Annotated in this window: 14 protein-coding genes and 1 pseudogene; 9 read left to right on the plus strand and 6 right to left on the minus strand. The window is 72.6% G+C overall.

The features are described from left to right. The first annotated feature begins 30 nt into the window (after positions 1-30). The 3 genes from IF02_RS0104420 (at position 31) to IF02_RS0104430 (ending at position 5237) form a co-directional block, all read left to right on the plus strand. Entirely contained in the window at positions 31-1038 is a 1008-nt protein-coding gene (locus IF02_RS0104420) for a LysR family transcriptional regulator (protein ID WP_037835548.1), read from the plus strand. 807 nt (positions 1039-1845) lie between these two features. Further along, complete coding sequence (locus tag IF02_RS0104425) at positions 1846-3219, plus strand: MFS transporter (protein WP_030153901.1); 1374 nt, start codon at positions 1846-1848, stop codon at positions 3217-3219. 32 nt (positions 3220-3251) lie between these two features. Then, the gene (locus IF02_RS0104430; protein ID WP_051695729.1) at positions 3252-5237 is read left to right on the plus strand and encodes a helix-turn-helix domain-containing protein; all 1986 of its coding nucleotides are present in this window, start codon (positions 3252-3254) and stop codon (positions 5235-5237) included. Here IF02_RS0104430 and IF02_RS0104435 read toward each other — a convergent pair. Continuing rightward, on the minus strand, positions 5219-6184 hold the full coding sequence (locus tag IF02_RS0104435; RefSeq protein ID WP_420708092.1) for an MBL fold metallo-hydrolase: 966 nt from the start codon (positions 6182-6184) through the stop codon (positions 5219-5221). The two genes, IF02_RS0104430 and IF02_RS0104435, sit on opposite strands and share 19 nt — an antisense overlap. Before the next feature lie 101 nt (positions 6185-6285). On the opposite strand from IF02_RS0104435, the gene IF02_RS0104440 reads away from it, so the two are divergent. Beyond that, on the plus strand, positions 6286-7266 hold the full coding sequence (locus tag IF02_RS0104440; protein WP_030153904.1) for an AraC family transcriptional regulator: 981 nt from the start codon (positions 6286-6288) through the stop codon (positions 7264-7266). A 124-nt stretch (positions 7267-7390) separates the two neighbouring features. On the opposite strand, the gene IF02_RS0104445 is transcribed toward IF02_RS0104440, so the two are convergent. Then, a complete protein-coding gene (locus tag IF02_RS0104445) occupies positions 7391-8071 on the minus strand; it encodes a DUF4360 domain-containing protein (RefSeq protein ID WP_234318085.1) in 681 nt (226 codons plus the stop codon). A 217-nt stretch (positions 8072-8288) separates the two neighbouring features. Here IF02_RS0104445 and IF02_RS0104450 point away from each other — a divergent pair, with 217 nt between their 5' ends. The 5 genes and pseudogenes from IF02_RS0104450 to IF02_RS0104470 all read left to right on the plus strand — a co-directional run bounded on the left by IF02_RS0104450 (position 8289) and on the right by IF02_RS0104470 (position 14935). After that, entirely contained in the window at positions 8289-10229 is a 1941-nt protein-coding gene (locus IF02_RS0104450) for a glyoxal oxidase (protein ID WP_106977209.1), read from the plus strand. Continuing rightward, positions 10214-10798, plus strand: a pseudogene (locus IF02_RS0104455) (DMT family transporter); the annotation flags it as partial. The gene IF02_RS0104450 and the pseudogene IF02_RS0104455, both read left to right, overlap by 16 nt. A 262-nt stretch (positions 10799-11060) precedes the next feature. Then, positions 11061-13145 (plus strand): RICIN domain-containing protein, encoded by a 2085-nt coding sequence (locus IF02_RS0104460; protein WP_234318086.1) that lies wholly within the window; start codon positions 11061-11063, stop codon positions 13143-13145. A 137-nt stretch (positions 13146-13282) separates the two neighbouring features. Beyond that, the gene (locus IF02_RS32960; protein ID WP_030153909.1) at positions 13283-13918 is read left to right on the plus strand and encodes a hypothetical protein; all 636 of its coding nucleotides are present in this window, start codon (positions 13283-13285) and stop codon (positions 13916-13918) included. Positions 13919-14053: 135 nt separating this feature from the next. Further along, complete coding sequence (locus IF02_RS0104470; RefSeq protein ID WP_030153910.1) at positions 14054-14935, plus strand: pirin family protein; 882 nt, start codon at positions 14054-14056, stop codon at positions 14933-14935. Between the two features lie 65 nt (positions 14936-15000). Here IF02_RS0104470 and IF02_RS32965 read toward each other — a convergent pair whose 3' ends face one another. From IF02_RS32965 to IF02_RS0104490, 4 genes are all read right to left on the minus strand, one after another. Further along, positions 15001-16764, minus strand: coding sequence for an Ig-like domain-containing protein (locus IF02_RS32965; RefSeq protein WP_078621867.1), 1764 nt, complete (start codon positions 16762-16764; stop codon positions 15001-15003). Positions 16765-16932: 168 nt separating this feature from the next. Next, positions 16933-18012, minus strand: a complete 1080-nt coding sequence (locus tag IF02_RS0104480; protein WP_030153912.1) for a hypothetical protein — start codon at positions 18010-18012, stop codon at positions 16933-16935. A 424-nt stretch (positions 18013-18436) separates the two neighbouring features. Then, positions 18437-19258, minus strand: a complete 822-nt coding sequence (locus tag IF02_RS0104485) for a lipase family protein (protein WP_030153913.1) — start codon at positions 19256-19258, stop codon at positions 18437-18439. A 115-nt stretch (positions 19259-19373) separates the two neighbouring features. Further along, on the minus strand, positions 19374-19661 hold the full coding sequence (locus tag IF02_RS0104490) for a hypothetical protein (protein WP_030153914.1): 288 nt from the start codon (positions 19659-19661) through the stop codon (positions 19374-19376). Positions 19662-19728: the final 67 nt, after the last annotated feature.

Here is a 19728-nt window from a genome sequence, read left to right on the forward strand (position 1 = left end):
AAGCTGTCGCCGCTCCATAACATGCGCGGCATGGAACTGGAGGTACGGCACCTGCGGGTGGTGCGCGCGATCGCCGAGGCCGGCAGCCTTACCCGGGCCGCCGCCGCGCTGTCCATGACCCAGCCGGGCCTCAGCACGCAGTTGCGCCGCATCGAGTCGATGCTCGGCGGCGTCCTCTTCGACCGGCAGCGGGCCGGAGCCACGCCCACGGCCTTCGGTGAGCTGGTGCTGGCCCGGGCCCAGGCCGTCCTGCCGGGTATCGACGCGCTCCTCGCCGACACCGCCCGCGCGGCCCGCCACTTGGCTTCCCCGAACCGCGTCCGCGTCGGATCGGTCGGCGCACCCCTGCTCGGCCACCTCATCCTGGCCGTACGGGATTTGCTGCCCGAGGCCGAGGTGACATCACGGTGCCACTACTCCCCCGTCGCGCTCCTGGACGACCTCGCCGCCGGCCGCCTGGAGGCGGCGGTCCTCGGCGACCACCCCGAACAGGTCCTGCCGCCGCGCGACGGGGTGATCCTCACCCCGCTGGTCACCGAACCGGTATTCGCCCTACTGCCCGCAACCCACCCGCGGGTAGGCCAGGAGGCCGTGTCCCTGACCGAACTCGCCGATCACGACTGGGCGATGCCCCGGCCCGATGGCGACCGTACCCGCGAGTACTGGTCCTCCGTGTGCGCACTGACCGGCCGCCGCCCCTCCGCCCCCCACGAGGCCGAGGGGCGCCAGCTGATCGAACTGGTCCGTGCGGGCCTGGCCGTCAGCCTCTGCCAGGCCACCTTCTCGCAAACCCCCGGCGTCACCGTCCGCCCCCTCGCGGGAAACCCCCTCTGGTACCGCCACGTCCTGGCCTGGCACCGTGACGGCCCGCTGGCCGCTCACGGCGACGACATCCTGCGGACGGTGGCGGCCGGATACCTGGACACATGTGCCGCCAGCCCTGTCTACGCGGACTGGCGCCGACGCCACCCGGGCGCGGCCCACCTCCCGCTTCCCCGACCCCGGCGCCCCGATCCTCGGCCCGCACCCTTCCCCTAGGCTGCAAGCGAGTTGAGGGGAGTTCCGGAGCCGGAATCGGAGGGCCCTCGTAGCCCTTCACCTCGCCGTAGCGGGTGCCGTTCATCCAGTCTTCGCGGAACCCTGCGATATCCTCCTGGGACCGTCCGATCCAGTTCCAGAACATGACGATCTCTTCCTCGAACGGCTCCCCGCCAGCAGCGTCAGGACGGCGTCCGGGGCGCGCTGCGGCAGCTCCGTGCGGCGCACCCGTGGTAAGGCGTCGAGCCCGAGGAACGGAACGCCGTCCACGCGGGCTTTGCCCGACATCGTTGCGATCCTGCACTCGAAGGCCAGGTCCAGCGTGGGTCTGGACCTCTTGACGCGTCGGCCAAGGGCCCGCAGCAGTCCAGGTTGGGCCGCGAACTCGGGGTTCGGACGCGAAGGCGCGTCAGCCCACGCCAAGCGCGAATCGGACTTGAGCGGCGGAGCCAGTCCTGGTTCTCTGCATCTTCGTTTTGTGTCGGCTCGACCGAATCGCGTCGGGCTCAACGCTGCGCAACCAGCACCGGGTGGGTGGCGAGGGGTGCCGACATGGGGTTTCAGGTCAGCACCGAACCAGCACGGGAGCCAGCGCCGTATCCCCGAAACAGGCGCAACTCTGCGATTCCGGCAGGGGCTGTCGCCATCGCGTCCGGGGTCGCGGGAGGCACCCGCGCCCGGGGTATGGCGGTCAGGTACATAGAACGGTGGCTGATTGTGATGACCCGCCACATATGCCGTTGACCTGGGGACTTCTACGTTGTGGCGACACCGATCGTCCCCGCAGACCCCCTGGAAGTGGTGTTCATGGCCTCCCCCGAGACCGCTCCCCCGACCGCCGGATCCATCAAGAGAGTCGTCGCCGCCAGTCTCATCGGGACCACCATCGAGTGGTACGACTTCTTCCTCTACGGCACCGCGGCCGCGCTGGTGTTCAACAAGCTGTTCTTTCCGACCGGTGATCCGCTCACCGGGACCCTGATCGCGTTCATCACCTACGCCATCGGGTTCCTGGCCCGGCCGCTCGGCGGGGTGGTGTTCGGGCACTTCGGGGACAAGGTGGGGCGCAAGAAGCTGCTGGTGCTCAGCCTGCTCATGATGGGCGGGGCCACCTTCGCGATGGGGCTGCTGCCCACGTACGCCAGCATCGGCGTCGGGGCTCCCGTGCTGCTCACCGTCCTGCGGCTGGTGCAGGGCTTCGCCCTCGGCGGGGAGTGGGGCGGGGCGGTGCTGATCGTCTCCGAGCACGGCGGGGCCGAGCACCGGGGGTTCTGGGCCTCATGGCCGCAGTCCGGTGCTCCGGGCGGGAACCTGCTGGCCACCGGGGTGCTCGCCCTGCTGGCCGGTGTGCAGTCCGACGCGGCGTTCCTCGCCTGGGGCTGGCGCGTCCCCTTCCTGCTCTCCGGTGTCCTGGTGATCGTCGGGCTGTGGATCCGCCTGTCCGTCTCCGAGTCCCCCGTGTTCCTCGCCGCGCAGGCCGCCCGGCAGGGGCGCAAGGACGAGGCACCCGTGGTCCAGGTGTTCCGCCGCAGCCTGCGTCAGGTGCTGACCGCCATCGGCACCCGGTTCGGCGAGAACATCTCGTACTACGTCCTGACTTCGTTTCTTCTTGTGTACGTCACCGTGCACTTGGGGCTCCCCAAGAGCACGGCGCTGAACGCCGTCCTCATCGGCTCGGCCGTCCACTTCGTCACCATCCCGGCCTGGGGCGCGCTCTCGGACCGGATCGGGCGGCGCCCGGTGACGCTGATCGGGTCGGCAGGCATGGCCTTGTGGGCGTTCGCGTTCTTCGCGCTGGTCGACTCGAAGTCCTTCACCGTCATCACCGTCGCCGTCACCGCCGGACTGCTCCTGCACGGCGCGATGTACGGGCCCCAAGCCGCCTTCATCTCCGAGATGTTCGACACCGACGTCCGCTACTCCGGCGCCTCGATGGGCTCGCAGCTCGCCTCGATCGTCGCCGGCGCGCTGGCCCCGCTCATCGCCGTCGAACTCCTCAAGGACTACGGCTCCTCCGTACCCGTCTCCCTCTATCTCTGTGCGGCCGCCGTGGTCACCACCCTCACCGTGGCCCTCGCCCGCGAGACCCGCGGCCGTGATCTGACTCAGGCGGGTACGGGGCCCGCCACCGCCTCCGGCGGGCGGGCGGCTCCCCTTCCGGCCGCCGCCGACCCCGCCTGATCCCGGCCCTCCGGCCACGGGAGAATGCCTCCATGACCTCCGCGAGGGAATCCGCCATGCTCGAACTGCTCGAACTGCTGCGCCGCGGCGCGCCGGTCGAGCAGTTCAACCGGCCCGCCGCGAACGCCCGCAGCGCCGGGGCGGGCCCCGCCGAGCAGGCCCTCGTGGAGGAGGCCACCCGGGTGGCGCTGGACATCCGGCGCACGCTCGACCAGCACAGGCGGCGCGAGGCCGAGCTCACGGCCCTGTTCGACACGGCGGGCGACCTCGCCGCCCTGCGCGACCTCGACGCGGTGCTGCGGGCCATCGTCCACCGGGCCCGCATGCTGCTGGGCACCGACGTCGCGTACATGACCCTCAACGACCCGGTGGCCGGCGATACGTTCATGCGCGTCACCGACGGCTCGGTGTCCGCCGCCTTCCAGCAGTTGCGGCTCGGCATGGGCGAAGGGCTCGGCGGTCTGGTCGCCCAGACCGCCCGCCCGTACGCCAGCGCCGACTACCGCACCGACGACCGCTTCCGGCATACGGACACCATCGACAACGGGGTCCGCGAGGAGGGCCTGCGCGGCATCCTCGGCGTCCCGCTGCGCGTCGGGACCCGCGTGATCGGGGTGCTGTACGCCGCCGACCGCGCGGTCCGCGACTTCGCGCCCGACGCGGTCGCGCTGCTCTCCTCGCTCGCCGACCACGCCGCCGTGGCCATCGACGGCGCCCGGCTGCTCGAAGAGACCCGTACCGCCCTCGTGGAACTCGGGGTCGCCACCGAGACCGCCCGCGCCCAGAGCGAGGCGATGCGGCTCGCCGCCGAGACCCACGACCGCCTCACCCGGCTCGTACTGCGGGGCGGCGACGTGGCCGACGTCGCCCGGGAGGTCGCCGCACTGCTGGGCGGCAGCCTGGTCGTGCACGACGCCGACGGCGCCGAGCTCGCACGGGTGGTGGTCGGTACGGATCCGGCCGGCCCGTCGGCCGGATCGTCCGCGGGCCCGCCCGCCCACGCGCTGGCGGCGTCACGATCCGGCGGCCGGGCCGTCGCCGTGGACGGCATCTGGGTCTGCGCGGTGCTGGCCGGGCCGGAGCTCCTGGGCAGCATCACCCTCGGCGGGCGCGGCGACGACCTGCCCGACACCGAGCGGCGGCTGTTCGAGCGGGCCGGTCTGGTGACCGCGCTGCTGCTCCTGCTGCGGCGGTCCATCGCCCACGCCGAGGACCGGGTCCGCGGCGAACTGCTGGGCGACCTGCTGGCTCCGGCGTCCCCCGGCCGGGTCCGCGACACCGGCAGCCAGACGATCCGGGCCCGCAAGCTCGGGGTCGACCTCGCCCGCCCGCACGCCCTCGTGGTGCTGCACTGCGAGGCCGCGCTGCGGTCCCGGCTGGCGGCCGAGGCCGCCCGGCACGCACGCGCCCGCGACGGCCTGGCCGGGCTGCACGAGGGCCGCGTCGTCCTCCTCGCCCCGACCGACGGCCCGGGTCCGCTCGCCCGGTCGCTCGCCGCCGAGCTCGGCCAGGCGCTGGGCACCCCGGTCACCGCGGGCTCTGCAGGGCCCGCCGCCGGTCCGGAGGGCCTGCCGGGCGTGTACGCCGAGGCGCTGCGCTGCCTGGAGGCCCTGCACTCCCTCGGCCACACCGGCGACGGGGCCGGCCTGTCCGACCTCGGGTTCCTCGGGGTGCTGCTCGGTGACGGCGCGGACGTGGGCGCGTACGTCGACCGCGTACTGGGGCCGGTGATCGCGTACGACACGCAGCGCGGGACGGAACTGGTCCGCACGCTGGAGGCGTACTTCGCGCACGGCTCCAGCCTGGCCCGCACCAAGGACGCCCTCCACGTGCACGTCAACACCGTGGTGCAGCGCCTCGACCGGATCCGGCAGATCCTGGGCGAGGACTGGAACACCCCGGCCGGGGCGCTGGAGATCCAACTCGCCCTGCGGATCCGGCGGGTGGCGGCGACCCGGCCGCCCCGGCCGGCGCCCGCGCCACCCGCCTCCGGCCCGTCCTATCCGACGTCGCGGTGAGAGGCCCACGCCCCTACGGCGAAGTCCTGCCCCTGGCGGCGGACTTCGACGGCCCCCGCCCCGCCGAAGTGGGCGGGTACGAGCAACTCCGACTGGTCGGCGGCGCGTTCGAGGATGCGGCGACGACTGGCCGCGGCCTCCACCGGATCCAGGCAGAAGCAGCTGTTGCAGGAGGGCTCCAGGATCTGCACCGGGCTGTGCAGCAGATCGCCGACGAAGACGGCCCGGTCGGTGCCGGAGGCCAGCCGCACGACGGAGGATCCGGGGGTGTGCCCGGGTGCGGCCTCCAGGGTGAGGTGCTCGTCGATGCGGTGGGCGCCGTCCCAGAGCACCACCTGTCCGGTGCGGTGGACGGGCGCGATGCTGTCCTCGTAGATCAGCCGGTCGACCTCCCGGGCGCCGCCGCCGTACCCGTTGGCGGGCCCGAAGTGGTGGTCGTCCGCAGCCGGGATGAGGTACTGGGCGTTGGGGAAGGCGGGTACCCAACCGCCGTCCTGCGCGACCGTGTTCCAGCCGACGTGGTCGCCGTGGACGTGGGTGTTGACGACGATGTCCACGTCCTGCGGCCGGATTCCGGCCGCCCGCTCCAGCTCCCCGAGGAAATCGCCGTCCCGGTGGTGGAAGAGGTCCGAACCCGGCCGCTCGCGCCCGTTGCCCACGCCCGTGTCGATCAGGACGGTCTTACCGGCGCTGCGCAGGACCCAGGTCTGGAGCGCGATGACCGCCCGGTCGCTGTCGGCCTCCCAGTGGTCCGGTGACAGCCATTCCTCGTTCTCCTTCCACACCTCGGCACCGGCCTCCGGTACGAAGGTGCGCGTGGGCCCGAGCGGCCCCTGCCACTCGACGACCCGGGTGACCTCGACGTCACCCAGCACGATGCTCTTCCTGCTCTGCGTGCCCTGTATGCCCTGCGTGCCCTGCATGCCCTGCTCGTTCTCGTTGTTCATGACGTCGAGTCTACGAAGGGCAGTTGAGGCTCTCAATGCCTGCCCGGCTCATGTGAATACGCAGCCGTCTCATCTCCGGCGCCTGCGAGTACTCTGGCTGCATGGATGTGGTGAGCGACGCCATCGCGGCCGTCCGGATCGGGCAGCCCTCCTCCAACCGGGTCAGGGTGAGCGGGAGTTGGTGCGCCCGTTTCGCCCCGTACGACGGCGCCGGCTTCCACGTGGTGCTGGAGGGCAGCTGCTGGCTGCTGCCGGACGGGGGCGGCCCGCCGATATCCCTCGCCCCCGGCGACGCGGTGCTGCTGCCGCACGGTACGGGACACGTGATCGCCGACTCCCCCGCCGACGCGGCGGCCGTGGCGCGGGCGGTGCCGTTCGAGCGCCTGCCCGGGGCGGCGGCACCGGGGGCGACCGGGGTTCCGGGCGCGCCTGGGGTGCCGGGGGCGACCGGGGTGCCGGGGGCGCCCGGGGATCCCGCCCCCGGCGGGGTGGAGATGCTGTGCGGCAAGTACCGGCTCGACCGCAGCCGCGTGCATCCGCTCATGCTGGAGCTGCCGAAGGTGGTCCATCTGCCGAACCGGGTCGGTTCGCACCCCGAGCTGCGGGCGGCCATCGCCCTGTTGGGCGGTGAGCTGGGCGAACAGCGGCCGGGGGCCTGCATGGCGGTGCCCAGCCTGCTCGATCTCCTGCTCGTCTACATGATCCGCTCCTGGATGACCGAGGGCTCGGGCGGAGCCTGGTCGGCCGTGCTGGGCGATCCCGTGGCGGCCGCCGCCCTGCGGGCGCTGCACTCGGATCCGGCCGCGCCGTGGACCAACGAGCGGCTCGCGGCCGAGGCGGGAGTCTCCCGGCCCACGCTCGCACGCCGGTTCACCGCGCTGGTCGGCCGCCCGCCGATGGCGTACCTGACGTGGTGGCGGCTGACGTACGCAGCCACCCTGCTCCGGGACACCGCGGACCCGCTGGCCGCGATCGCGCGCCGGGTCGGGTACGGCACGCCGTACGCCTTCTCGCACGCCTTCAGCAGGGAGTTCGGGACGACGCCGGGCCGCTACCGGGCCGGGGCGGCGAAGGCCGCGTAGAGCGAAGGCCTCGTAAGGCGAAGGTCTGGCAGGGCGAAGGCCGCGTCAACAGCGGGACGCCCGCGAGCGGCGGGGGCGGGTCGCCGCCCCCGCCGCTCGCGGGCGTCTTGTCGACCGGGCCGGCTCAGTGGCGCACCGGGCACTGCTTCCAGGAGAAGTGGTACACGGAGCTGATGCTGCCGTCCGTGGAGTCGACGGTCATGTAGCTCGTCTTGCTGCTGTCCGAGGTCCCGACCTCCGCGCGCAGCTCGGTGTTGATGTTGAAGTTGCGCTGTTCGCCGCAGGGGGCGAAGACGAGGGCCTCGATGCCGGTGGTGTCGGTCACCTGCCAGTTGTCGTCGAGCGCGCCATGGAACTGGTGGCTCCGGTTGGCGGTCTGGCTCATGCCCTGGAAGTAGTAGCTGGCCTTCTGGGTGCCGACCGCTCCCGGCTCCAGCTTGCCGTAGCCCCGGTAGTCGACGTGGGACACCGCGTACGTGTAGCCCTGCGGGACGTGCACGAGGAGGGAGAGGAGGCAGTTCTTGCGGCCTTCGGTGGCGGCGATGCCCCCGCCGGCCGCGGCCAGGTACTCGCTGTAGGTGACGGTGAAGGCCGAGTTGTCGGAGGCCACCGCGACGGCGGCGCTGCCGGGGCGGCAGCCCGAGCCGTTGACCGACGCGACGTCGACGGCCACCCGGCCCGGGGGCGCTGCGGCGGCGGTGGCGGTGGCCCCGGCCGACGGGGAGAGCGTGACGAGGCATCCGGCCACGGCGGCGGCGGTCAGTGCGGCGCGGGCCTTGCGGGTGGTGCGAGGTGACTTGATCACGTCGCCATGGATAGCCGCCGCGGGCGGCCGTCGATCGCCACCGGGTACGCGGCTTCACCCGGTCGGACGGGCCGGTTCACCGGAGAAACGATTCAGCGTCACGGACGTGGCGGCCGAATGGCCCACACCACACACCTTCACCCGCTCCACTCGCGTCATTCCGTACTAAAAATGGCATTTTTCATATGATGGGCATCCCGCCGACGGAGGAGAGCTCATGCCCGGCCTGCCCGGTCTGCCCGGTCCGCTCGTACGGCGGTCCGCCGTGCTGTCCGCTTGCGTGGCCGTGGTCGTGGCCGCCACCCTCACATCCCTCACCGCGCCCGCCCCGCCCGCCTTCGCCGCAGCAGCGCCCGGGCACGAATCCCCGCCCGGGCACCATCGGCCCGGCGACGACAGCGCCCACGCCGCTCATGCCGAGGCCGCCCGCGTCGAGGCCGAACGCGTCGAGGCCGACCCCGACGAGGCCGCCGTCATCGGCGAGGAGCACGCCCGGGCGCACGCGCAGCGGCGGACCGCGGTCAAGGGCCCCAAGGAATACCCGCAGAAGAAGCGCACCGAGAGCCTGGCCGCCCTCAAGGCCTCGCAGCGCCTGACCAACACCCCCTTCGCCGCCGGGAAGTTCGGCCGCTTCACGGAGTACTTCCCCTCCCCCGACTTCGGCGTCCACACCGCACTGCTGCCCACCGGCAAGGTGCTCCTCTTCTCCTTCGAGCGCGTGGAGACCAACCCCACCAAGGAGACCGGGCCCACCGACCGGATCGGCCCGACGAACGCCGGCCGCGCCTTCCTGTGGGACCCGGCCAAGGGCACGGGGGCGCGGGCGTTCAAGAAGGTGGAGCCCCCGACCGTCCTGATGCCCGACGGTACGCACACACCCCGCCCGGCCCCGTTCTTCTGCGCGGGGCACGCCTTCCTGCCCAACGGCATGGTCGGGGTCTTCGGCGGCAACACCGGCGGCAAGGGCGGCAGCGGCGCCAAGCTGTCCTTCGTGTTCGACCCGTGGACCGAAACCTGGTTCCGCAACCAGGACATGTCCGTCGGCCGCTGGTACCCCTCGGTCGTGACGGGGGCGGACGGGCGCCAGATCATCATGTCCGGCCAGTCCGAGCGGGGTACGGGCACGCCCACCCCGGTCGTGGAGCGCTTCCCCGCGCTGCGCCATCCCGTGCCCTGGCGGACGTACGACATCCCGGTCGGCCTGGCGGCGGAGCGGTTCCGGGCGGACGCCCCGTTCCGCAACGACTATCCGCATCTCTTCTCGCTGCGCGACGGCATGATCTACGGGCTCGGCCGCGACGCCGATCAGCAGTGGCTCTTCGACCCGGTCAAGGAGACCCGGACCGATCTGCCGCGGCGGCCCGCCGACTTCCGCGGATACGGATCGGCCGTACCGCTGCCGGCCGGGTTGCGCGGCCCGGACTCCGTGCTGGTGCTCGGCGGCGATCCGCACGACCCGAACACCTACCGGCTGTCCGGCGGCCGGTGGACCACCGAGCAGCCGCGGGCCTTCGGCCGTACGCAGGACGACACACTGATCCTGCCGGACGGCACGCTGCTCACGGTCAACGGCGCCCTGGGCACCCGGGATTACGGCAACGGGCCGTTCAATCCGAAGGCCGACCTCTCGTACCGGCAGATCGAACTGCGTGACGCCCGGGGCCACTGGAAGCTCGGGCCGGCGCAGCGGCTGCCCCGCGGCTACCACTCCAACGCCCTGGTGCTGCCGGACGGCCGGATCATGGTGACCGGCGACGAGCTCCAGCAGATCGCCAACGACCCCGACATCCGGGACGAGATGGACGGCAGCATCGAGCTCTACGAGCCCGCGTACCTGCACCGGGGCGGCAGCCGACCGGCCCTGGACCGGGTCCCCGGGGGCGAGTTGGGCTACGGAGCCGGATTCGAGGTGCGCAGCTCCACGGCGGCCAAGGTCACCCGCGCCGTACTCCTGGCACCGACGACCGTCACCCACGCCGTGAACACCAGCCAGCGCCATCTGGAGCTCCCGATCACGCGCGTACGCGGCGCCGCGATCGGACTCCGGACACCGCCGAGCGCGGCGGACGCCCCGCCCGGTTACTACTTGCTGTTCCTCCTCGACGCGCGAGGGGTGCCGAGCACGGCGAAGTGGGTCAAGCTCGGCGGCCGCCGGTAGGCCGTCACGGGACCCTCGCAGTTCAGGGCCCGGGCGGGGGCAGGGGCTCGACCCTCGCCAGCCAGGCGGTGAGGAGCACCTCCAGCTCGGTCCGTCAGGCCGGCCTGCTGCTCTTGGCCGTCTCCTCGTTCGGCTACGTCCTGGCCAAGCGGTGGAGCGCGGAGGTCGACGTCCTCGCGTCGACGGCGTGGCAGCTGCTGGGCGGCGGCCTCCTGCTGCTGCCGTTCGCCGTCGCCTTCGCCTTCGCCTTCGCCTTCGCCTTCGAGGGATCGCCGCCGACTCTCGACGCTCCCGAGCTGCTCGGATTCGCCCATGTAGCGATCGTGGCGACGGCAGTGGCCTTCGCCGCGTGGTTCGCGGGGCTGCGCCGGCTGCCGGCCGCGACCGTCGGCCTGCTCGGACTGCTGAACCCGGTCACGGGCGTGCTGCTGGGCACGGCGATAGCCGGGGAAACGCTCACTCTTCGACAGATCTGCGGACTCATGCCGACCCTGACGGGCATCCTGCTCGGGCGGAGGGGAGGATTCCTCACCGCTCGTGACGGGAGGAATTCGGCATGTAGTAATTAGGTGAATCCCTGACTGAATTACCGTCAACAAGGATTCCCGCCATATCTCGATTTGATAACGAGATCCTTAAAATGGCCTGGACCATTAACGCCCTACGCGCGTAACTGGTCCAATTTTTAAGCGAATTGACTGTTCATCAAATCCAGCCAGCAGGTAACAGTCCGGTATCTCGGGCCCCATTCCCGTTTGTCCGAATTCTCCACCGCGCCGGTCTGGCAGGCTTCCGCGCACCCACTCCTCCGACCAAGGATTTGAGGTGCGCATGACTAGACATCGCAGGAAGCAGCGCGAACACCGGCGCAAACCGCGCCGGTTGATACTCCTCACCGCCGCCATGGCCACGGCGGCGGTGATAGCGGGCGGTATCGCCTACTCCGGACTGGGCGACAACGCCCAGGCGGGGACCGCCCTGGCCGACGCGGCCGCGGAGAACCTCACCCCGGCCGCCGCACCGGCCCGCGACGCGGAGCCGGCGCCCATCGTGGGCGAGCCCGCCAACGAGACCGCCAAGGGCATGGTCTTCGACGGCCTCAAGGCCGCACCGAAGGGCGACCGTTGCGTCGGCGTCTACCGCACGGAAGCCGGGCTCTGCACGCACGGCCCCGACGCCCCGCCCAAGGACGTGGACATCAAGGCCGACGTGGCCCCCGTCGTCAAGACGAAGGCCCCGGCCGCCGACCCGGCGAAGCCCGAGGCCGGCGACGCGGCCGCCGCGGCCGAAGGCAGCGGGCGTCCTCAGGACGCGCCCGCCGCCGACGCCCAGTCCGCCAAGTCCGCCCCCGCCGCGGCGCCCTCGCCCGCCGCGGCCGGCGGCAGCAGCCAGGCCGTCGCCGCCGGTCCCGCCGGCCAGACCGTCCAGTGCGACGGCGACGGCAGCACCGGCAACCGCGTCCAGGTCGTGTACGTCCACGGCTCCGACCGCGACCGGTACTCCGAGTACCTCGCCTCGTTCCGCAAGTGGGCGGCCGACGCCGACCTCATCTACTCGACGAGCGCCCAGGAGACCGGCGGCATCCGCCACATCCGCTTCGTCACGGCCGCGGACTGCACGCCCACGGTGCTCAACATCGAGCTCCCGGCCTCCGCGCTCTCCGAGTTCAGCGCGACCAACAACGCGCTCGCCGGCAAGGGCCTCGACCGCCGCGACCGCAAGTACATGATCTTCGCGGACACCCAGGTCTACTGCGGCATCGGCACCTTCGCGGGCGACGAGCGGCCCGGCCAGGACAACCAGAGCAACTTCGGCCCCTCGTACGGCCGTACGGACTCCGGCTGCTGGGGCGGCCACACAGCGGCGCACGAACTCGGCCACAACCTCGGCGCGGTGAACAACAGCGCCCCCAACACCAGCCGCGGCGCCCACTGCACGGACGAGTGGGACGTCATGTGCTACTCGGACACTCCGTATTACCCGCAGATGCGCAACGTGTGCACCAACCAGGCCGCCGAGAACATCCTGGACTGCAACCACGACGACTACTTCCACACCAACCCCAAGGCGGGCAGCTACCTCGCCACGCACTGGAACATCGCGAACAACCAGTTCCTGATGAAGGCCAACGGCGGCGGTGGCGGCGGAACGAACCCCGACCCGAACCCCAAGCCCACACCGAGCCCCACGCAGAAGCCGACCCCGACGCCGACCAAGAAGCCCACGGGCGGCCCGAAGGTGACGGCGGCCCAGATCCAGGCCAACTCGGTCGTGGTGAGCTGGCCCAAGGTCGACGGCGCCGCGTGGTACCAGGTACTGCTGAACGGCAAGCACCTGACCTGGGTCCAGTCCCAGGCCCTGCGCATCTACAACCTCCAGCCCGGTACGGAGTACAAGATCGCGATCTCGGTCCGCGACACCTCCGGCCGTGACAGCGGAGCCGGCCCGACCACGGCCTTCCGTACGACGGGTGCGGGCGGCGGCACCACCACCCCGGGTGCCCGCTACACCCTCGGCAACGGCAGCACCGGCATGAACGCCGAGCTGTGGGGCGGCCGCAGCGCCGACGGCACGGTGCTCGTCGGCGGCCGCGCCAACGGCTACGCCCAGCAGCAGTGGCTCTTCGAGGACGCGGGCAGCGGCCTCGTCCGCGTCAAGTCCGCCGTCTCCGGCAAGTGCCTGCAGATGGGCGGCGCCCCGGCCGCCGGCATGTGGATCGCGCAGCAGCCCTGCGGCGGCAACTCCGCGCAGCAGTGGAAGCTGTCCTCCCGCGGCGGCGGTGTGACCGTCACCGACGCGAGCGGCGGCTACGCCCTGACCGTGAGCGGCCGCCCGTACTACGGCGCCTGGCTGCTCGACCTCCAGCGCGCGGACGGCCGCGCGTCCCAGGTGTGGACGGTCCAGAAGGTCGGCTGACCTTCCGGAACCGATCCTGCCTCCCGCCGGTGGACGGCCGCCCCGCGCGGCCGTCCACCGGCCCCCTCATCTCCCGCACCGCGGCTCACTCCCGCAGCGCAGCACCTCGCATCCCACCGCACCAGGAGCACCCAACGATGCGTACACGCCCCGCTTTCCCGGTCCGCAGCGGACTCGGCTTCCTGTTCCTGTTCCTCGCCCAGGCCCTGGCCGTGGCCGTACCCACCGCGGCCCACGCCCACGGCGACACCGTCAAGGTCGTGATCACCGGGCAACGGGAAGGCCATGTCACCACCGAGATCACCTGGGAGAACGACGGGGACGCCATCGACGAGGCGGTCGCCGCCACGGTGAACTCGACCAGCCCCGACGGCTCCCGCACGATGGGGCCCTGGCGACTGGTCCGCGACGCCGGGACGCGTACCGGCTGGAGCACGGCCGAGGTGCTGCCGCCCGGCACCTGGAAGGTGAGCGTGGACGTGGGGTTCCCGTCCCTCGGGCACGGCGAGAAGGAGATCGCCGTTCCGGTGGTCGACCCGGCGCCGTCCGCGGCCACCCCGAGTGCGGCCGCGCCGTCTTCCTCCGCCTCGCCCGCCCCGTCCGACGCGCCCGCCGCGCCGGTCTCCTCCGGGTCGGCGGCCCCGGCTCCGGCTCCGGCCGGTGAGGGCAAGGACCGTACCGTGTGGTGGACCACCGCGGGGGTGGCCGTGATCGCCCTGGCCGGCGCCGCCGCCGGCATACTCCTGCGCCGCGCGCGGGCCCGCAGGCGCTGACGCCCCAGGCGGCGGGGAGGGGCGGCGCGGAGGGGCGGATGGCCGGAGGGGCGGATGGCCGAAGCAGGCGGTACGACCTGACAGCCGAACGGGACCGCGTTGACAGTGGAATTCGCCGTACCGTTCATTCGGCGCATGCACATCACCGCCGCCGCCGTACGCTCCACCCTCCGCGTCGTCCGCCCTTTCCACACCTTCGAGGGCGAGGGCTTCCCCGTACGCCGCCCCTTCCCGCAGCCGGAACTTCCACTGGCCGACCCGTTCCTGATGGTCGACCAGATCGGGCCTCACATGCTCGGGCCGGGCGAGGCCAAGGGCACGCCGCCGCACCCGCACCGCGGATTCGAGTCCATCCAGTACGTCATCGAAGGCGCGGTGGAGGACATCGACTCCGCGGGGCACAGGCGGGTCATCAACCCCGGTGAGGTGCAGTGGCTCACGGCCGGGTCGGGGCTCGTCCACCTCGCCCGCCCCACCCCCGAACTGCTCGCCGACGGCGGCCCGCAGCACCTGCTCCAGATCTGGGTGAACCTGCCGGCCCGGCTCAAGGCGACGCCGCCGCGGGTCCGGTACGGCCGCGCCCCCGGCGACATCCCCCGCGTCGTCACCGAGGACGGCGGCGCCGAGCTCACGGTGATCTCGGGCAGCACCCACGGCGTGCGGGGACCGTTCGAGACCCACACTCCGGTGCTCGTCGTACACGCCCGCCTCGCGGCCGGCGGCCGCGCCGGGTTCACCGTCCCGACCGGGCACAACGCCATGCTGTACGTGCTGTCCGGAACGGCCGCCACCCCTGATGCTCTGCTCCCCGACGGCCACCTGGCCATCCTCGGCCGGGACGCGGAGCGGTTCACGGTCGAGGCCCCGGGCGAGGCGGCCGAGGTGCTGGTGCTGGCCGGCGAGCCGCTCGGCGAGCCCGTGGCCCGCACCGGCCCGTTCGTCATGAACACCGCCGCCGAGATCCGCCAGGCGCAACTGGACTACCAGCACGGCCTGATGGGGCACATCGACGTCTGAAACCACGTGCGGCAGGGCCGGCCCCGGACGAGGCGGCGGCCCTGCCACGGATCACGGCTGTCGGATCACGACTGTCGGCACTGGCCCGAGCGCGGGCCCTCCACCGTGTTGCCACTCTGCTGCGGGGCCGGGACGTTGGCATCGCAGCTCAGCGGGCCGACGACCGTGGTGTCCGAGACCTCGACGCCTCCGGTGTTGGCGTTCAGACTCACCGGGCCCCGTACGGTATTGCCCGCGCAGCCCGCGGTGGCGTCGTTCGAGCCGATCAGCACCGAGCCGGTGGTCCGGCCGATGGTGACCGGGCCGGTGAGCTTCGAGCCGCAGATCGCGACCGCGAGCGCGCCGTCACCCGAGACCGGGCCGGTGATCTCGGCTCCCGTCACGGCCAGCGCACCGCCGGAGCGGACCGTCACCGGGCCGGACTGGCTGCCGCCCGCCGCGATGCAGACCGACTCGCCGCCGGCCACGGTCAGCGGGCCGCGGTGGGCGGTCGTGATGCACGGGCGGCTGAAGCCGACGGTGACCTCGGTGGCTTCCGCCGCGGCGCTCGCCTCGTACGCCGGGTCGCCGCTGTAGGTGGCGGTCACCGGGTGCGCGCCGGGGCGCAGCGCACTGGTCCGGAACTCGGCGCGGCCACCGGTCAGCGGCAGCGTCGCCAGCCGGTTCGTCCCGTCGGAGAACGTGACCGTCCCGCCCGGGGTTCCCGCGGCGGGGTGCGCCGGGCCCACGGCCGCGGTGAGCGTGACCGTGTGGCCGAACAGCGGGGTGGCCGTGTCCGCGGTGAGCGAGAGCGTCGTCCCGTACCGGAAGGAGACGACCGCCTTGCCGTCGCCGCGGTTCACGCCCCGCAGGAGGGAGACGTCGGTCGCGGAGGGCGCCGCGAAGCCGCTGCCTCCGCCGCCGCCCGCGCCGTACAGGTTGCCGGGGTTCCCGCCGCCGGAGCCGCCCGCGCCGCCGAAGTAGCCGCCGCCACCCCCGCCGCCGCCGTTGCCGCCGCGGCCGCCGTTGCCGCCCGGGCCGCCGCTGCCGGGGTTGGGCAGGCCGGTGTTGGGGTCGGTGTCTCCGCCGGGCGCGCCCGGACCGCCCTGGGCGGAGTTGGGGCTGCCGGCTCCGTGGGCGTGCTGCGTACCGCCGCCGCCGGCGACGCCGGAGCCGATGGGGCCGCCGCCCTGGCCACCGTCTTCCGCCTCGGGGCCGCCGCCGTTGCCGCCGTGCAGCAGGGGGCCGCCGTTGCCGGCTCCCCCGCCGCCGCCCGCGACCAGGATCCGGTCGGCCGGGCCGAAGGCGCCGACGCGGACGTCGGAACCTCCGCCGCCGGATCCGCCGCCGCCGTGCGCACCGCCGCCGCCGGCGCCGTGGCCGGTGCCGCCGGGGCGGGCGTACTCGCCGTGCCGGGAGGTGCCGGAGCTGCCGGCCGCGCCCAGGGTGATCTGGAGGCTCTGGCCGGGGCTCACGGCGAGGGTGGCGCGGGTCTCGCCGCCGAGGCCGCCGGGGGATCCGTCGTTCGGCGGGTTCGGCGAGACGAATCCTGCCGCGCTGCCGCCCTCGGCGCCGAACAGGTCGACGCGGATCGCGCCGACCCCGTCCGGCACGGTGAAGGTGTCCGTACCGGTGTCGGCGTACGTACAGGCGGGCGGCGAGGCGGTGAAGACGCCGGCGGAGCCGCAGGGCGAGGGCGCGGGGGAGGCCGCCGGGTCCGCGGCGGCGAAGGGGGCGAGGACGGCGGCGAGCAGGCCCGTCGCGCCGAGCACGATCGCCGTCTTCGATGTCGATATGCGCGTACGAGGGGTGGCGCGCGGGGTGGAACGAGGGGTCGAACGGTGGTTCATGGAAGGGACGCTGCCTCTCCGGGCCCGTTGGGGCGACCGAGCTGGGATGGGGTGACCGGCGGGCGGCGGACACGGTGCTGCGTGCCCCACCCTCCCGCCGGTCAAGGTCGTTGCCGTTGCCGTTGCCGTAGCCGTTTGCCTGGCCCTGAGGCAGGGTCAGGCGATCGGTCAGACTCCGTCGTCGGCGCAGAGGGCCCATACGTCGGAGGACGTGCCCGGCGAGCTGGTGCCCCCGGTGTGGGTGGAGGCCGTCCAGTAGGACGCGGTGGTCGTCCCGTCGCCGACGGGGGTGGCGCCGGAGTCGCTGGGGTAGCTGCCGTTGAGGTGGTCGCCGACGGAGCCGGGGCCCGTGAAGTCGGTGGTCGTCACACTGCCGCCGCTGATGGCGGCGCCCCCGCCGACCAGCTTGCCGTCGTTGCCGCCGCAGCCCACCGTGACCGTCTGGCCGGTGGTCGCCGAGGTCGGGCCGCTCACCTCGCTGAAGCGCACCTTGACCGTGGTGCCGCTGATGTTGATGTTGTTGCCGCTGCAGATGGCGTAGGCGTACGTGGTGTTGTTGCTGTTGCCACCGCCGCCGTTCCAGCCGACCGCCGCCCAGGAGTCGGGATTGGTCTCGCCGTCGGCGGCCGCCTTCTGGCCGAAGTCGTGCCCGGCGTTGTTGAAGGTGGGGAAGCTCGCGATCGGCTTGAGGCTGCCGACGCTCGCCGGGGTGATCCGGGCACCGCCGCCGAGGAGGCGGGTGTTGGCCGGACAGGTCGCGACGACCAGCCCCACCGTTCCGCTGGTGGTGGGCCCGGCGATCTTGTTCATGACCACCTGGGTGTGGTTGATCAGGCTGCTCGTGAAGCACATCGCGTACGGGGTGCTGGAGAACGAGGCGTTGACCGCTCCGCCGCTGCCGCCGATGCCGAGCCAGTGGGTCACGTCGGTGCCGACGACCCCGGTCGTACCGAGGTACTCGGTACTGCCGTCGGGGCTCGGCGAGGTGCCGTTGATCTTGTTGCCGTTGGACGTCGTGCCGGTGCCGATGGCCTGGTTGATCCCGCCTCCGGAGATCAGGCCGCTGCTGCAGTCCGCGTGGGTGGAGATCTCGGAGAAGGTCGACCCGGGCCCGGAGGTGGCCCCGGGGGTCTTCACGGTGACGCTCACGGTGTTCGCGTAGGCGGTGCCCGGCACGGCCAGGGCCAGTGCGGCGCCTACGACCAGTGCCTTGGCTGCGACATGGCGCCGCAGAAGTCCCGTGTTCACTTGTGTTCTCCCCATCTGATAGGCGATGAAGGCGGCATGGCTCGGCATCCGGCGGCTGACAACCGGAGTTCGCGCAGGTGCTGGGCGCACGACGGCCGCGCCCCGGGGTACGGGGGCGCAGAAGTCGTCGGTACGGAAGTGCCACGGCATCACAGCTGCTGTCTGCCTGGCGGATGTACGCCGCTCAGGGGCAGATCAGGGTGTGCGGACCGGCCATATCGCCACCCCCATCTCGGAGTCGCGCATGCGGACTCTAACAGGGTCTCGACCCGGCATCTACTAGGTGTTTCACTCTATGAACTGGCAGATGCGGAAGGGTGAAATGCAAGCCGGAGCGGGCTCCGATGTGACTTTCCAGTAGCTCCGGCGGGGCTGCTGAGCAGGCGCCGGCGCCAGGCGGTAGCGCGCGGCAGCGCCTGAGCCGTCAGGGGAGGTTCTTCTCCAGGGCGCCGATGTAGCGCTGCATCGCGTGGTCCCTCACCCCGTCGCTCGCGGGGGCGAACAGATCGGCGGTCATCCCCTTGGCCCGGTCGCCCAGCGCCTGAAGCATCGGCATCGACTCGCGGAGCCTTCCGTCCGCGTCGATGTAGCGCAGGGTGTCGACGTGGTGGAAGGCCGGCTCCGGCGGGAGCTGCGGGACGATGTCGTTGTTGTTGACGAAGCGGTGCATGCGCTTGCTGAACGCGGTGTTGTACGCCTTCGCCAGCATCCGGTCGCAGGTGCGGGGCTGGCCGTACGTGTAGACGCCGTCGGCGCGCAGCCTCGGGTCTTCGAGGTGCAGGCGGGCCCCGGTGAGCATGGCCAGCGCGCCGCCGAGGCTGTGGCCGCAGAGGAAGACGGTCTGTCCGCGGTCCCGGAGCTCGGTGATCCCCTTCGCGACCTCGGGGAAGACGGACTGCAGGGCCTGGGCGAAGCCGTAGTGGACGTACCCCGTCGCGGCCGGGCCGGGCCACGGCGGCGTGGTGGCGTCGGAGAGCCAGTCCTTGAGCTGCGCGGGCTCGGTGCCGCGGAACGCGACGACGATCATCCGGTCGGACGCCATCGCGTAGGCCTGGGTGTCTTCGAGCGGAAAGGGCGGCGTGAACCGGGTCCGGTGGTGGCGTACCCGGTCGAAGCCCCAGGCGCGTGCGTCGGCCTCGACACGGGCCTCGTCCTGATAGGCCAGCGCGGCCGCCCGTGCCATCCAGTACGCGTGCTGCGGGCTGTAGTCACGGGCTTGGTGATCGAACGTCGTCGGAGCCGGCACCGGTCTCCCCTTCGGGCGGCGGCCGACGGCCCTGCGCCGATCAGCCGGGACTCCGTCGTACCGCGTACGCCCGAGCCCCGCCGCCCGACGCGCGCGGGCTTCACTCGGACGGCGCCTAGGAGTTCCGGGGGAAGCCGTAGTTGTGGACGGGGAAGACCTGGGGGCTGCCGCCCGTGCTCTGCCAGCCCTGGGCCTCCACGACGGGCATCAGCTTCTCCGTGAACACGTTCATGTCCCGCTCGCTCTCCCAGAGGTCGTAGATGTCCAGGCCCTCGGCGCTCGCGACGCAGACGTGGGAGATGCACCCGTCGAAGATCCCGGGGATCGAGCGGAGCTCCACGTGGAGGGCGTCGTACTGGTCCGCCGTGATGCCCGGGACGGTGGCGTGCATCAGGATCGCCATGGCAGGTCACTCCTCACATGCGGGGGTCAGGTCCCTCCCCGCCGCCCGGTGGCGGCCCCTGCCCACG

It is taken from the genome of Streptomyces sp. NRRL S-244, from assembly GCF_000717915.1.
Taxonomy (GTDB): Bacteria; Actinomycetota; Actinomycetes; order Streptomycetales; family Streptomycetaceae; genus Streptomyces.

Coding starts and splice junctions, on each gene's coding strand:
- IF02_RS0104450 (WP_106977209.1), top strand. CDS start 8,289: ATGCCCGGCCTGCCCGGTCTGCCCGGTCCGCTCGTACGGCGGTCCGCC.
- IF02_RS0104430 (WP_051695729.1), top strand. CDS start 3,252: ATGACCTCCGCGAGGGAATCCGCCATGCTCGAACTGCTCGAACTGCTG.
- IF02_RS0104435 (WP_420708092.1), bottom strand. CDS start 6,184: ATGAACAACGAGAACGAGCAGGGCATGCAGGGCACGCAGGGCATACAG.
- IF02_RS0104420 (WP_037835548.1), top strand. CDS start 31: ATGGAACTGGAGGTACGGCACCTGCGGGTGGTGCGCGCGATCGCCGAG.
- IF02_RS0104470 (WP_030153910.1), top strand. CDS start 14,054: ATGCACATCACCGCCGCCGCCGTACGCTCCACCCTCCGCGTCGTCCGC.
- IF02_RS32960 (WP_030153909.1), top strand. CDS start 13,283: ATGCGTACACGCCCCGCTTTCCCGGTCCGCAGCGGACTCGGCTTCCTG.
- IF02_RS0104490 (WP_030153914.1), bottom strand. CDS start 19,661: ATGGCGATCCTGATGCACGCCACCGTCCCGGGCATCACGGCGGACCAG.
- IF02_RS0104425 (WP_030153901.1), top strand. CDS start 1,846: ATGGCCTCCCCCGAGACCGCTCCCCCGACCGCCGGATCCATCAAGAGA.
- IF02_RS0104440 (WP_030153904.1), top strand. CDS start 6,286: ATGGATGTGGTGAGCGACGCCATCGCGGCCGTCCGGATCGGGCAGCCC.
- IF02_RS32965 (WP_078621867.1), bottom strand. CDS start 16,764: ATGAACCACCGTTCGACCCCTCGTTCCACCCCGCGCGCCACCCCTCGT.
- IF02_RS0104460 (WP_234318086.1), top strand. CDS start 11,061: ATGACTAGACATCGCAGGAAGCAGCGCGAACACCGGCGCAAACCGCGC.